Source organism: Ruegeria sp. K11 (genome assembly GCF_056531905.1).
The window spans coordinates 245,924-259,712 of sequence record NZ_JBQFMP010000002.1 but is presented as its reverse complement, the minus strand read 5'-3'; the positions used below and the strand labels follow the sequence as shown (position 1 = coordinate 259,712).

The window sequence follows — 13,789 nt, the reverse complement described above, 5'->3', positions numbered from 1 at the left end:
TTGCCGCAGGGATCAGGTACACTAGGCTACCGGGTATGATCCGCCCCCTACTGATTTCGATCCTGTGCCTTCTGTTATCTTGCGGTCGTCCCCTGACCGAACAAGAACGCGCATTTGCAGGTCAGATTCACGGCGAGACCTTGAATCTGGATCGTGTCCGACTGGTCGAGGGGGCGCCGGTTGCTGCCATTACATATACCCGAAAAGCACGTCCCCGACTGGCCTGCCGCGAACGTATCCTGCCCCCCGTCAAGGAAGAGACCGTCACTGGAAAACCGGCGGCAGTTGCGCTGTTCAACCGTGTTTACTTTACCCGGGACTGGTATCTGGACGATTACATGTCGCAATACCCCGAACGCGTGAACCTGATCGCCGCCATGTTGCTGGCCCACGAATTGACTCATGTCTGGCAATGGCAGAACCGCAAGACCACCGGATATCACCCTCTGCGCGCAGCCGCCGAGCATGGCCGGGCCGACGATCCCTATCTGTTCGATCTGGACACCTCGCCGGACTTTCTGGCCTATGGGTTCGAACAACAGGGCGCGATTGTCGAGGAATATGTCTGCTGTCGCGCGCTGGACCCCGATGCCCCGCGCACCCAGCGCCTGCATCAGATGCTGGCCGCGCATTTCGACCCCGCACAATTACCTGGCAGCCGTCGCGAAAACGATGTTGGGCTGCCTTGGGCCGGGGCCGAGATTGATGGGATTTGCGGCTGACGCAGATCAGTTGCCCTGGATTGTCTCCAGATACGCGACAAGATCCACAATCGGTTTGCTGGTCAGGATCGGTTGTCCTGCCGGAGTTTTGAGCGCGGTGTCCTGACCCTCGAAATACGGGCCGTAGACCGGCATCGGGCTGCCGTGACTAACCAAGGGATCGCGCCCGTCTATCCGCGCGACCACCCGGGCGGTTGGAAAAACCCCATCAGAATCGGCAAGCTTTGTCAGGTCCGCCGGTTGGATCACAAGCACACCCGCCATCGGGCCATGACCGGTCGCGTCCAGGCCGTGGCATGAAGCGCAGTAGTGCCTGAAAAGCTCGGCCCCGGTTTCGACGTCCTGCGCCAAGGCGCTGTGTGAGGTGGTGGTGAATGCGAGCATCATGACTGCTGCAAGTGTCGACTTGTTCATCGCTTTCCTCCTTTGTGCCCCGCAAACACAGACTTGCCCGATGGGCCTTATGACGCAATGATCCAGATCAACGAAGCGGTTCAAGGGGTTCGGGCAATGACACAATATGCTGCTATCATGCTGGCAGCCGGGATCGGTGTTCCGATCCTCGCGGCACTGAACGCCGCTTTGGGCAAGTTGATCGGTTCGCCAACCACAGCCGCCGTGATCCTGTTCGCGATAGCTTTTGGGGCCTCAGCGGTTGTGATGCTGGCGTTTCCGGGCACAGGAGTGCTGTCGAAAGTCGCGCAAGCGCCCAAACACCTGCTGCTTGCCGGTGTTTTGATCGCGTTTTATGTGCTTGCGATCACCCACGTGGCCCCGCATTTCGGGGTCGGAAATGCAGTGTTCTTCGTTCTGATCGGACAATTGATCAGCGCGGCCGCTATCGATCATTTTGGCTTGTTCGGCGCGCAAGTTGAACCGCTGACCCTGATGCGGGCAGGAGGAATTGCCGTCATGGCGGCGGGCGTCGCGATCACTCAGCTGGCCTGAGTGCCCCGCCTTCCAGCTTGAGAATCCGATCCATGCGCGCGGCCAGGTCCAGATTATGGGTTGCAATCAGCGCAGAGAGCCCGGCCTCGCGGACCAGGTCCATCAAGGCTGTGAAGACCTGATCGGACGTGCCGGGATCCAGATTGCCTGTTGGTTCATCGGCCAGCAGAACACTCGGCTCATTGGCCAGCGCCCGGCAAAATGCCACACGCTGTTGTTCGCCGCCGGACAGCGCCGCTGGCCTGTGATTGGCCCGGGGTGCAACGCCGACACGATTCAGCAACATCATCGCCCTTTGGCGCGCAGATTTCTCAGAGCTTCCATTGGCCAGTTGCGGCAGCACGATATTCTCAAGCGCGGTGAACTCGGGCAGCAGGTGGTGGAACTGATAGACGAACCCGACGTCGCGCCTGCGGATAGCGGTGCGTGTGCGGTCGCCTTTGCCGGTCGCCACCTGCCCTGCGAGCTCAACCGTGCCCCGATCAGGCATGTCCAACAGCCCTGCGATATGTAACAGGGTCGACTTTCCCGCGCCGGATGGGGCCACAAGAGCCACCGCCTCGCCCGCGCGCAGTTCCAGATCAACACCGCGCAATACCTGCACCTCACCGGGCGTGCCCTGCAGATAGGTCTTGGCCAGACCGTTCAAACGCAATGTCACATCATTCATAGCGCAACGCCTCGACCGGGTTCAGCCGCGCCGCGCGCCGGGCCGGGAAATATGTCACCAGAAAGGACAGCCCCAAAGACAGCGCAATCGCCTTGAGCACATCCGACAGATGCAACTCGGCCGGTAATGCATAGATGCCGCGAATCGAGGGGTCCCACACGCCGCCGCCCATCGCGTAATTCACGAAGGAAAAGATCGGGTCGATATACAGCGCAAACAGACACCCCAGGATCACACCCATCGTGGTGCCGATGATCCCGGTGAACGCACCGCAGATGAAGAATACACGCAGGATCGACCCTTCGCTCAGACCGATGGTGCGCAGGATTCCGATATCGCGTCCCTTGTTCTTCACCAGCATGATCAGACCCGAAACGATATTCATCGCCGCGATCAGCACAAGGATCGACAGGATGATGAACATCACGTTGTCTTCAACCTCCAGCGCGCGCAGGAAACCACCCGAGGCATCCTGCCACGTCCAGACCTGACTGCGCTCACCCGCAGCTTCGAGGATCGGGATCAGGATCGGCCCCAGCTCTTCCGGGCGGTCGACCATTACCTCGATCTCATCAGCCACGCCGTCGCGGTTGAAAAAGCTCTGCGCTTCGGCAAAAGGCATGTAGACGCGCGTGCGGTCGATGTCATAGCGCCCGGCCGAGAACACATAAACCACCTCATAGGCATTCACGCGCGGCGACGTGCCAAAGGCCGTTTTGACCCCGTTGGGCGAGGTCACCTTGACCCGATCTCCCACCGTGGCCCCAATCGCCCGGGCGACGCCGGATCCGATGGCGATCCCCTGCGGGAAGTTCGCCAGATCGCCTGCGGACTGTTCGGCTTCGGCGATCCCCGGCAAGCTTTGCAAATCCTCGGGGCGGATACCGAACACCTGCACCCCTGAACTGCGGTCCGCATTGGTAATCAGCACCTGCCCTTTGACCAGTGGGGCCGCCCGCTCCACGCCGGGCACTTCGGCGATCCGTTCCGCCATGGCGTCAAAGTCGGCGATGGTGCGATCCACCCGACCGCGTTCATCAAACTCGCCCGCCGAATAAACCGTAACATGGGCATTGGCCCCCAGAATGGTTCCGACGAATTCAGACCGGAACCCGGATCGAACGGACAAGGTGGCAATCAGTGCGAACACAGCCAGCGTGATCCCGATCAGCGAAATCCACGTCATGACGCTGACACCACCTTCGGCTCGCCGCGCGCGCAAGTAGCGCCAGGCGATTTTCCATTCAAACATTGCAAAGGGCGGGGGAGATTTGGCCATTCCTGCCTCGGCTACCGGTTTTGCGAGACCCTTTCGGCATTTGGTCCGAGGGTCAAGCAGGTTATGCGCTCTGGCGGCTCATAGGCCAGAGTTTGAACATCTGACTCAAAGCGAACCGAATCGAAGGCTTGCACATCTGCGCAAGAAAAAAGCGATTGCGGCGAAAACCAGCTATACCAAGGGTTGTGACGCTCTTCACAGACAGCGGTTTATTGTTTCAGCTATGACATCAATACGAGCGTGGAGTTATAAACTGAATTCCAAATGCAACAAATTTCGCGTAATTTTATTTCGCCTTTTGCTTCTTTTGAGGAATTTTGTCACTCTGTTCTTGGGGGAACGTATTAGTGGAGCGGGGGTCGCTCATGGGTATTGAAGGAAACATTGAAAACGCGGGTCCAGTTGTCGCCCGCAACGCAGCCTCGGAACTGGATTGTGAGACAGCTGCATTGTTACGAGCCGCGATCCGGCCGATCTTTGCAAGCGCTGCAAGCTGGGCCAGTCTGGCGGATATTCTCAAAGACAAAGGCTATCGACTGGAATTCCGGCAAGGCCGCCTGTGTGTCACGGATCGCATGACCCGAGATCGCGTGTGCGGCCTGCGCTTTCTGGGCATCGAGTTCATTGATCTTGTGCGCCGAATGGGACGCCCGATTGTCGTGGCGCGTGGTCATGACGCGGATGGCGATCTGCTGAGGGCGCGCCCGACCTCGGGCGCAACCTGATTTTCACCTGACACAATAGCTCTCAGGCGATGCCTTCGTAGATTTCAGCGACTTTGGTCACCGCAGCCTCGGGGCTGAGTTCTTCGCTTTCACCGGTACGGCGACAGGTCAATTCGACCACACCGTTTTTCAGACCTCGCGGACCGACCGTTATACGCCAAGGCAGGCCGATCAGGTCCATAGTGGCAAACTTGCCCCCTGCCCGTTCATTACGATCATCGTACAGCGGTTCAAGACCCAACGCCGTCAAGGCGTTGTAGAGTTTGTCACAGGCCGCATCGGCCTCATCATCCCCTTGCTTCAGGTTGACGATGCCACAATGGAACGGTGTCACGCCCTCTGGCCAGATGATGCCCTTGTCGTCATGGCTGGCCTCGATGATCGCGCCGATCAGGCGGCTGACGCCGATGCCGTGGCTGCCCATATGCACCGGAACCGGTTTGCCATCGGGGCCTTGCACCGTTGCGCCCAGAGGTTCGGAATACTTGGTGCCGAAGTAGAAAATCTGCCCCACCTCGATCCCGCGCGCGACGCGACGGCGGTCCTCGGGGATCTGGTTGAACAGCGCCTCGTCATGGGTCTCATCCGTGCGCGCATATTTCGAGGTGAACTCTTCGAGGATCGCCTGACATTGCGCGCGGTCATCATAGTCGATCTGGCGGTCGCCAAAGGTCAGGTCGGTGACGGCGCTGTCATAGAAGACCTCGGATTCACCGGTGTCGGCCAGCACAAGGAATTCATGCGTGTCATCGCCACCGATGGGTCCGGAATCGGCGCGCATCGGGATGGCCTGCAGGCCCATACGCTCATAAGTGCGCAGGTAGCTGACCAGATGGCGGTTGTAAGCGTGCAGCGCGTCCTCTTTGGTCAGGTCGAAATTATAGCCGTCCTTCATGTAGAATTCGCGCCCCCGCATCACGCCGAAACGCGGGCGAATTTCATCGCGGAATTTCCACTGGATTTGATAGAGCGTCAGCGGCAAATCCTTGTAGCTGCTGACATGACCCCTGAAGATATCGGTCACCAGTTCTTCGGCGGTCGGCGTGTACAGCATGTCGCGGTCATGCCGGTCTTTCATCCGCAGCATTTCCTGACCGTAATCGTCATACCGCCCGGATTCGCGCCACAGATCCGCCGATTGCAGGATCGGCATCTGAATCGCGATATGACCGGCTCGCGCCTGCTCCTCATGCACAATGTTTTCGAGCTTGCGCAGCACTTTGAAGCCCAGCGGCAGCCAGGAATAAATACCGGCTGCGGCCTGCTTGATCATACCCGCGCGCAGCATCAGCCGGTGGCTGACGATCTGAGCCTCGGAGGGGTTTTCCTTGAGAACGGGCAGAAAGTAACGGCTGAGGCGCATGGTTTAACCTTCAAAGGTGAATTTGGACGTCGAAAGGTGATTATGCCAAAGCCCCGCCGGGGGCAATCATGCATTGCCGTTTTGCGACGTCGGGGCGGTCGGTTTTCTGATTGACCCGCCTGCGCCGGTTCTCAAAGGTGGCGGGAACGCGCGACATGAGGCTTTGATGCAGACCATCACCGAACCCGCCCGGCAGATACCGGTTGTTCACCAGACCGACATTCTGGTCGTGGGCTCTGGCCCTGCCGGGCTGGCCGCCGCGCTGGCCGCCGCGCGCGCCGGGGCCGAGGTCACGATCATGGACCGGTTCGGCTGCATGGGCGGCAACATCACCGCTGTCGGCGTCGAAGGCTTTGCGTGGTACCGACACGAACAGACGGTCGAGGCAGGCGGCATCGGCATGGAGTTCGAGACCCGCGCTAAAGACATGGGCGCGGCGGTGCCGGAAAGCCAATCGCTCAGCTATGAGCTGGACAGCGAAGGGTTCAAGCTGGTCGCCGACCGTTTGGTCGAAGAGGCTGGCGTGCATCCCATGCTGCACCGGCAATTCGTCGCTCCGATCATGGAAGGGGATCGGATCACCGGCGTCATCACCGAATCCAAGGCCGGACGCGAGGCCATTCTGGCGCGTGTCGTGATCGACGCCACTGGCGACGCCGATGTGGCCCATCGCGCGGGCGCGCCGACGCATAAATCCGCGCCGGAGCAGATGATGGCGGCCTCGGTCATGTTCCATCTGGCCGGTGTCGACAAGCGCGCGTTTATGGAAGGGGTCAAGGCCGATCCGCAAACCTACAAGGACTGGGGCGGCGGCGGTGAGTGGAATATCGAGACCTCGGGGAAAGAGGACGACATGTTCTCGCCCTTCGTACACAAACCCTTTCAGCAGGCGATTGATGCAGGGCTGATCCCGCCGCATCTGAACACCATCGCGGGCACCTGGGGCGCGATGCATGATACCGGAGAGCTGACCTATATGAATCTGATCCATCTGGATCAGATCGACGGCACCGACCCCGACAGTATGACGCGCGGCGAGATCGAAGGGCGGCGGCAATCCATGCTGGCCATTGAGGCCCTGCGGCGCTTTATGCCGGGCTGTGAAAATGCCCGGCTGCGAAATTTCGGAATGACCATTGGCATTCGCGACACCCGCAAGATCGACGCCGTTTACAATATGACCGAGGATGACGCCCGCCATCAGGGCCGGTTCGAGGATACTATCGGCATCTACCCCGAATTCATCGACGGCTATGGCATCCTGATCCTGCCGACGACGGGGCGGTACATGCAGATACCGTACCGCTCGATGCTGCCCAAGGGGATCAAGGGGTTGCTGGTCGCGGGCCGTTCGCATGGGGCGGATCGGGTGGCTCACGCGGCGACCCGCAACATGGCCTGTTGCGCGGTCATGGGTCAGGGCGCGGGCATCGCTGCTGCCGTGTCGCTGCAAAGCAATCAAGAGCTGGACCGCATGAACCTTGCCCCGGTGCATCGGGAATTGGAACGCCAAGGGGTCCGGATCACCTGATGCAGCACATACCGACCATCGACATCACACCGCTGGCCAATCCCGACGGGGACACCTATGACCGGACCGTCCGGCAGATCATGGAGGCCTGTTCTGATATCGGGTTTCTGTCGATCATCGGAACCGGAATATCTCAGCAGACGGTAGAACAGGTCCGGCAGGTAGTCCGCGCGATCTTTGGCATCGACGAGGCGCGCAAATGGGATCAGGCGATCACCCGCGAGAATTATCGCGGCTATATCCCGATGGGGTTTTTCTCGCCCAATGATGGCTCGGGCACGGCAGACAAATACGAAGGCTACAAGCTGCACCATGAGGTGCCCGAGGATGCGGCGATCCGGCAGGACTGTACGCTCTATGGCCCGAACCTTTGGCCCATTGAGGTACCACAGGCCCGCGAGACCATCCTTGATTATTGGCAACAACTGGACGGGGTGGCCGATCTGTTGCTGGGCGCGCTTGAGGCCGGATTGGGCCTGACGCCGTGCACGCTACGCGATGCGTTCCGAGACCCGATGACAAACATGACGCTGCTGCACTACCCTCCGCAGGCCCCGGATGAGGGCGGCTATGGCATCCACCCGCACAAGGATACCGACGCCCTCACCATTATCGCCCCCGACCCTGTGGGCGGGCTTGAAGTGCAAACGCGCGAGGGCGGCTGGATCACGCCCGACTGCCCGCCCGGAGGCTTCGTTGTCAATATCGGCGACATGCTGGAGCTGTGGTCCGGTGGGCGGCTGAAATCGACACCGCATCGCGTGGTCAATCGCTCGGGACGCGAGCGCTATTCCTTCCCCTATTTTGCGGTGCCCCGCCATGACGTGGTGGTCACACCTTTGCTGCCTGCCCTTCCCGGCTTTAACCGACCTTCGGTACATTGCGGCCATTGGTCGGCCGAGATCTGGCGCACCAACTGGCCCGATGAGGCGGCTACCAAGGACACGCCCGAACTGGGCACCCTGACCGATTGAGGCGCAAAAACCGCGCGCCATGAACCGCTTGCATCGCGGGACATCATGGGCCAAGAACACGGCAACGCTGTGCAACAAGGGAATGCGCCATGGCCTTGCCGGTAAAGGACCAGCTTCGATATTGGGGCGTCACTGCCGCGGTCTTTGTGGTGCTTCTGTACCTGCTGGGTGACGTTCTGTTGCCCTTTGTGATCGGTGGGGCCATCGCCTATTTCCTCGACCCTGTGGCCGACCGCCTGGAACGGCTGGGCCTTTCGCGCATGGCTGCAACCGGGATCATCACGGTCGTCGGTGTGCTGGGCTTTGTTCTAATGATCCTGATGGTGGTGCCTGCGCTGATCACCCAGTTGCTGGACCTGATCGACATCCTGCCAAGCCTCTTCAAACAATTACGCACCTTTGTTGAAACACAGTTCCCATCGCTCTTGGACCGCGAATCCAACACGCATCAGATGCTGGTCTCTTTCGGAGATACGCTGAAATCCAAAACCGGAGACGTTCTGCAAGGCGTCCTGGCCTCGCTCGGATCAGCGATCAACCTGGTGGTATTGTTGGTCATCGTGCCGGTTGTCGCGGTCTACATGCTGATGGACTGGGACCGTATGATCACCCGCATCGGAGAGCTGCTGCCCCGCGATCACGCCCCCACGATCAAGCGGCTGGCCGGTGAGATCGACGCTGTTCTGGCCTCATTCGTGCGCGGCATGGGCACGGTCTGCCTGATCCTCGGTACCTATTATGCCGTGGCGCTGATGCTGGTCGGGCTGCAATTCGGCCTGATCGTCGGCTTCATCGCCGGGCTGGTGACCTTCATCCCGTATCTGGGCGCGCTGATCGGGGGCACGCTGGCCATCGGGCTGGCGCTGTTCCAGTTCTGGGGCGACTGGGCACATGTCGGCATGGTCGCGGGCATCTTTGTTATCGGGCAGGTGACCGAGGGCAACCTCCTGACCCCGAAGCTGGTCGGCAGTTCAGTCGGCCTGCATCCGGTTTGGTTGCTGCTGGCGCTGTCAGTGTTTGGCGCACTGTTCGGGTTTGTCGGCATGCTGGTCGCGGTGCCTGTCGCCGCCGCCTTAGGTGTTCTGGCGCGGTTTGCGACTTCGCAATACCTTGGCAGCCGGCTTTACACCGGCTTGGAAGGCTCGCAGCAGGACAGCGAATAAATGCCCACCCAGCTGAGCTTTGATCTGCCTTCAAAAACCGCATTGGGGCGCGAAGATTTCTTTGTCTCACCCGCAAACGCGCTGGCTGTGGCGATGATCTCGGCCACGTCGTGGCCCGGCAACAAGCTGGTGCTCAGTGGGCCCGCAGGTTCAGGCAAGACGCATCTGGCTCATGTCTGGGCCGCTGAAACCGGTGGGCGGATCGTGCAGGCGGCGACACTGCGACACGAGGATGTACCCGATCTGGTCCGTGGACCCGTTGCCGTCGAAGACGTACCGTTGATCGCATCTGACACCGAGAAGCAGAAAACCCTGTTTCACCTGCACAATCTGGTGCTTGCCGAAAGGCATGCACTGCTGATGACGGGGCGCGCCTCTCCGAACCTTTGGCATCTGCCTCTGGCCGATCTGCAAAGCCGGGTCGATGGTGCGCATCATGTTGCGCTGGATGGACCCGATGATGCGCTGTTGGGCGCTGTTCTGGCGAAACTGTTTCTGGACCGCCAGCTTAGTCCGCCCCCCGATGTCATCGCCTATCTGGTGAAACACATGGAGCGCAGTTTTGAAACTGCCGCAGCGGTGGTCGGCCAACTTGACCGATTGGCGCTAACCGAGAAACGAGACATCACCCGCGCCCTCGCTGTTCGCGTTCTGAAGACGTCGCCCACCAATTCCGCTCGCGGCGATTGACCGGGCATCTTTCATTGCGCATCCTGAGCCACAAGTAACTGGAAGCCACATGGAACAGACCATCCAGACGAAACCCCATGACTATGGGCCCTTCGGAAAACCGCTGGTCGACGATCCCGGTGCGCGGGCCTTGTCGCGGGTTGGTGTCGTGGATGTGGGATCGAACTCGGTCCGCATGGTCATCTTTGACGGGGCCGCGCGGTCACCCGCCTATTTCTACAACGAAAAGGTCATGTGCGAGTTGGGGGCCGGTCTCTCGGAAACCGGGCGGCTGAACCCGCGCGGACGCGAACGCGCGCTGGCCGCGATCCAGCGATTTCAATTCCTGGCCCGCGATATCGGCCTTCCGGCCCTGCACGCCGTAGCCACTGCGGCAGTGCGTGAAGCGCAGGACGGCCCGGAATTCTGCGATCAGGTTCAGGCCGAAACCGGCCTGGCGATCAACGTCGTCAATGGAGAAGAAGAGGCGCGCCTGTCTGCACAAGGCGTGTTGCTGGGCTGGCCCGGCGCTTATGGCCTGATCTGCGATATCGGCGGGTCTTCGGTCGAGTTGGCCGAGATCGGAGACGGCGAGGTGGGCCGCCGCATGACCTCGCCTCTCGGGCCCCTGAAACTGCGGGACATCAAGGGCGGTCGCCGGGCGCGCAAGGCGCATATCAAGAAGACTTTGGAAGATATGCGGGACCAATTGGGCCCGCAACGTGACCGACTGTTTCTGGTTGGTGGCAGCTGGCGCGCCTTTGCGCGTATCGACATGCTGCGACGGGACTATCCACTAAACGTTCTGCACGAATACCGAATGTCGCATAAGCAGGTGCAGGAAACCATCAAGTTTATCGAGCAAAGCGACCCGGACAAACTGCGCAGTCAGGCGGGGGTCTCGGGTTCACGCATGGCGCTGATCCCTTACGCGATGGACGTTCTTTCGCGCCTGATCCGAACGTTCAAACCCAAGGATATCGCAATTTCAAGCTATGGTATCCGCGAAGGCCTTTTGTACCAGCAGATGCCGCAACATCTGCGCGACCGCGATCCGCTGATCGAAGCCAGCCGCTTTGCCGAGGCCAAGGACGCCAGATTGCCAGGCTTTGGCAAACATCTGTTCGATTTCGTGATGCCCTTGTTCAAGTCCGCCCCGCCGCAAAAAGTTCGGCTGATAAAGGCAGCATGTCTGCTGCACGATGTCAGCTGGCGCGCGCATCCCGATTATCGTGCCGAAGTGTGTTTTGAGAACGTCACCCGGGCCAATATGAGCGGGCTGAAGCACTCTGAACGTGTCTTTATCGGCCTTGCCCTCCAACATCGCTATCGTAACAAGCGCGAGGGCGCCCGGTTTGCCGGTCTTTACGAGTTGCTGGACGAGCGCGGGCAGACCCAGGCCGAAATCTTGGGCAAGGCCATGCGATTCGGAGCCATGCTGTGGATGCAAAGCGACGCCCCCATGGGATCGCTCAGATTCTACCCGAAGAAACACGCGCTGGAACTGCGCCTGCCCAAAGCCGCAAAACCCTTGTTCAACGAGGTGGCCGAGGCCCGGTTCAACTCTCTTGCCACCGCGTTGAAATCCGAACCCCGCGTTATTATCCGCGGCTGATCAGATATCAGTGTACCCGTCGGGCGTTTCTGCCGTATCTGGGTCATCTGGCGTTTCCGGCAGAGGTTTCTTGCGGATGATGATATCGCCATTGGGCAACATCTCGGGGGCCGCGTAGCGGCTCCAATCCTGCACCTGAGCCGCCAGATCGGCCAGCGCGGGACCCATCTCTTTGATGAAAGACTGCATTGCCGGGCCAAATTGATCGGCCAGGTCTTGCAAATCCTCCAAGGTCGGCGCCATCTCCTGACGCAGCCCTTCCAGAAACAACTCGGCCCCCCGCTCCATCAGGGATTTTCCCGAGTCGTCCTGCGCTTGGGCAGGGAATGCGGTCACGGCACAGGCCGCGCACAGGATCAGAACATGTCGCATGGGTTGAATATAAGGCACGTGCAACAGCGTTGAAAGGTCACAGATCAATGTCCAGCGTGACAGGAAAATGATCCGAAGCCATCAAAAGCGCATCACGCAATTCAGGGTTCGACCAACAGGCGGCATCGCGAAACGGATGCCAGATGCGCCATTTCGGCAAACGGCCCCGCAAATCTTCGGTGATCATGATGTAGTCCAGCAGCGCTTCCAGAAACCGGCCCTCTTCCGGCTTGGCGAATCGGGCTGTTGCCGGCAGTGACCTCGGGCGCGGCCCGAACGCACGAGCGGCATGCGGATCATAGAGCCCCGCCTGCAACAAGATTTCGACCGATGAGCGTCCGAACAAATGCTCGAACTCATCCAGGCCTGGCCCATCATTCAGATCTCCCATCAAGATCACTGGGTCTTTTACGGCAATATGCCCCCCGACCCGGCGCGCCAGCCAAACGGCTTGCGCCAGTTGTTTACGCCGGTTGGCGATCGAAATCCGTATCGCCTCGTCCCGCGATGCCGCACCATGCGGAGCCTTGGACTTCAGATGCGCCCCGATCAGTCGAAACGCCGTCCCCGAGGCTGTCTCGACCGCCAGTTCCAGCGGTGGCTTCGAGAACCGAACCAGGTCCTCCTTCGCGTCGACGTCCAGATCAATCCGAAATGTTCCGTCAAATCGCGGCGCATCCGGGCTGCCTGCGTCCGAGGTCGCTTCGCCCACCGGAACATGCCGCGCGGTCAGGCTGGTCGGATCAAAAAGCAACGCCAGTTCCTGATGCGTGTCATTGGCAAACCCCATAACCGCATGAGAGGTCCTCAGATCAAACGCGTCGGCAAAGCGCTGCAAAGCCCGCACTGTATTCTGTGTTTTTCCTGTATTGGGCGCTTCGACCACCAGAACTGCATCCGCGTCAAGGGCGGTCAGAACCTTGGCAATCGCCTCAAGTTGTTGAAGTTTCGTGACATCACGCCGACCTGACCAGCTGTCATCCGCAATCAACCGATCCTCGCGATCAAACAGGTTGGCGAACCATTCGATATTGTAGGTCGCCAGCCGCATCCCGTCAGGCCTGCGCGCCCTTTATTTCATCCCAGGCGCGGTTGATGTCGATCATCTTCTTTTCCGCCAGACGGATCGCCTCTTCCGGTACGCCCCTTGCCATCATCGAATCGGGGTGTGTATCGCGCACCAATTGTCGCCAGACCTTGCGGATATCGGGCAGCGCCATGTCACGTGGCACTCCCAGAACCGTATAAGGGTCTTTGGGCGCATCCGGTACAAACCGAGCGCGAAGCGCCTGAAACTGGGCATCGGTCTGGCCGAAAATACGGCTGACCTCCTCCAGAAACTGGTTTTCATTCGGATGATAGAACCCGTCCGCCATGGCGATGTGAAACAGACCTTCCATCAGATCGCACAAGGTGGTGCTGTCATCGGCAAACATGCGGGCGATCTTGCGGGCATAGTCATCGTACCCGGCCACATCCGTGCGGGCCATATCAAAGACGCGCGCCGCGCCTGCCTCGTCCTCCTGGGCGATCTGAAAGACCTCGCGAAAGGCAGTGACTTCGTCGCGCGTCACTTGCCCATCGGCCTTGGCCATTTTCGCACCCAGCGCAATCACTGCAATCGCAAACGCGACCGAGCGTTCCGGAGGTGTCCGCAGCTTCTCAAAAACGGCGGCCAGGCTTTCGCCCTGGGCAAGCGCACTCAACGCATCGGATATTCGGGTCCAGATCGACATAGGGGCACCCTAACGCCGTAAA

15 protein-coding genes are annotated in these 13,789 nt (G+C 60.1%); 8 read left to right on the top strand and 7 right to left on the bottom strand.

Annotated features, from left to right (window positions below; genetic code table 11):
- Positions 1–35: 35 nt before the first annotated feature.
- A complete protein-coding gene (locus tag ACR0K4_RS04075) occupies positions 36–722 on the top strand; it encodes a hypothetical protein (protein ID WP_480852929.1) in 687 nt (228 codons plus the stop codon).
- Positions 723–728: 6 nt separating this feature from the next.
- Here ACR0K4_RS04075 and ACR0K4_RS04070 read toward each other — a convergent pair whose 3' ends face one another.
- Positions 729–1,136 (bottom strand): c-type cytochrome, encoded by a 408-nt coding sequence (locus ACR0K4_RS04070; protein ID WP_480852927.1) that lies wholly within the window; start codon positions 1,134–1,136, stop codon positions 729–731.
- Positions 1,137–1,232: 96 nt separating this feature from the next.
- Here ACR0K4_RS04070 and ACR0K4_RS04065 point away from each other — a divergent pair, with 96 nt between their 5' ends.
- Entirely contained in the window at positions 1,233–1,670 is a 438-nt protein-coding gene (locus tag ACR0K4_RS04065; protein WP_480852925.1) for a DMT family transporter, read from the top strand.
- Here ACR0K4_RS04065 and ACR0K4_RS04060 read toward each other — a convergent pair.
- Positions 1,654–2,340 (bottom strand): ABC transporter ATP-binding protein, encoded by a 687-nt coding sequence (locus ACR0K4_RS04060; RefSeq protein WP_480852923.1) that lies wholly within the window; start codon positions 2,338–2,340, stop codon positions 1,654–1,656. The genes ACR0K4_RS04065 and ACR0K4_RS04060 overlap by 17 nt on opposite strands.
- Positions 2,333–3,619 carry a lipoprotein-releasing ABC transporter permease subunit gene (locus tag ACR0K4_RS04055; protein ID WP_480852921.1) on the bottom strand — a complete coding sequence of 429 codons (1,287 nt, stop codon included), beginning with the start codon at positions 3,617–3,619 and terminating at the stop codon, positions 2,333–2,335. Before ACR0K4_RS04055 ends, ACR0K4_RS04060 begins: the two co-directional genes overlap by 8 nt.
- A 365-nt stretch (positions 3,620–3,984) precedes the next feature.
- Here ACR0K4_RS04055 and ACR0K4_RS04050 point away from each other — a divergent pair, with 365 nt between their 5' ends.
- Positions 3,985–4,344 (top strand): hypothetical protein, encoded by a 360-nt coding sequence (locus tag ACR0K4_RS04050; protein WP_480517139.1) that lies wholly within the window; start codon positions 3,985–3,987, stop codon positions 4,342–4,344.
- Between the two features lie 22 nt (positions 4,345–4,366).
- On the opposite strand, the gene proS is transcribed toward ACR0K4_RS04050, so the two are convergent.
- Positions 4,367–5,707, bottom strand: coding sequence for a proline--tRNA ligase (gene proS / locus ACR0K4_RS04045; protein ID WP_480852919.1), 1,341 nt, complete (start codon positions 5,705–5,707; stop codon positions 4,367–4,369).
- Between the two features lie 166 nt (positions 5,708–5,873).
- Here proS and ACR0K4_RS04040 point away from each other — a divergent pair, with 166 nt between their 5' ends.
- The 5 genes from ACR0K4_RS04040 to ACR0K4_RS04020 all read left to right on the top strand — a co-directional run bounded on the left by ACR0K4_RS04040 (position 5,874) and on the right by ACR0K4_RS04020 (position 11,659).
- Positions 5,874–7,238 carry an FAD-dependent oxidoreductase gene (locus ACR0K4_RS04040; RefSeq protein ID WP_480852917.1) on the top strand — a complete coding sequence of 455 codons (1,365 nt, stop codon included), beginning with the start codon at positions 5,874–5,876 and terminating at the stop codon, positions 7,236–7,238.
- The gene (locus ACR0K4_RS04035) at positions 7,238–8,212 is read left to right on the top strand and encodes an isopenicillin N synthase family dioxygenase (RefSeq protein ID WP_480517143.1); all 975 of its coding nucleotides are present in this window, start codon (positions 7,238–7,240) and stop codon (positions 8,210–8,212) included. Before ACR0K4_RS04040 ends, ACR0K4_RS04035 begins: the two co-directional genes overlap by 1 nt.
- An 89-nt stretch (positions 8,213–8,301) precedes the next feature.
- Complete coding sequence (locus ACR0K4_RS04030) at positions 8,302–9,375, top strand: AI-2E family transporter (protein ID WP_480852915.1); 1,074 nt, start codon at positions 8,302–8,304, stop codon at positions 9,373–9,375.
- Complete coding sequence (locus ACR0K4_RS04025) at positions 9,376–10,065, top strand: P-loop NTPase family protein (RefSeq protein WP_480852913.1); 690 nt, start codon at positions 9,376–9,378, stop codon at positions 10,063–10,065.
- A 49-nt stretch (positions 10,066–10,114) separates the two neighbouring features.
- A complete protein-coding gene (locus ACR0K4_RS04020; RefSeq protein WP_480852911.1) occupies positions 10,115–11,659 on the top strand; it encodes a Ppx/GppA family phosphatase in 1,545 nt (514 codons plus the stop codon).
- Here ACR0K4_RS04020 and ACR0K4_RS04015 read toward each other — a convergent pair whose 3' ends face one another.
- The 3 genes from ACR0K4_RS04015 to ACR0K4_RS04005 are packed head-to-tail and all read right to left on the bottom strand — an operon-like array spanning position 11,660 to position 13,767.
- Positions 11,660–12,031, bottom strand: coding sequence for a hypothetical protein (locus ACR0K4_RS04015; RefSeq protein WP_480852909.1), 372 nt, complete (start codon positions 12,029–12,031; stop codon positions 11,660–11,662). It abuts the gene before it with no gap.
- A 37-nt stretch (positions 12,032–12,068) separates the two neighbouring features.
- Positions 12,069–13,082: an endonuclease/exonuclease/phosphatase family protein gene (locus tag ACR0K4_RS04010; protein ID WP_480517154.1), complete on the bottom strand. Its 1,014-nt coding sequence runs from the start codon at positions 13,080–13,082 to the stop codon at positions 12,069–12,071.
- A gap of 4 nt (positions 13,083–13,086) precedes the next feature.
- Entirely contained in the window at positions 13,087–13,767 is a 681-nt protein-coding gene (locus ACR0K4_RS04005; protein ID WP_480517156.1) for a TerB family tellurite resistance protein, read from the bottom strand.
- Between the last annotated feature and the right edge of the window lie 22 nt (positions 13,768–13,789).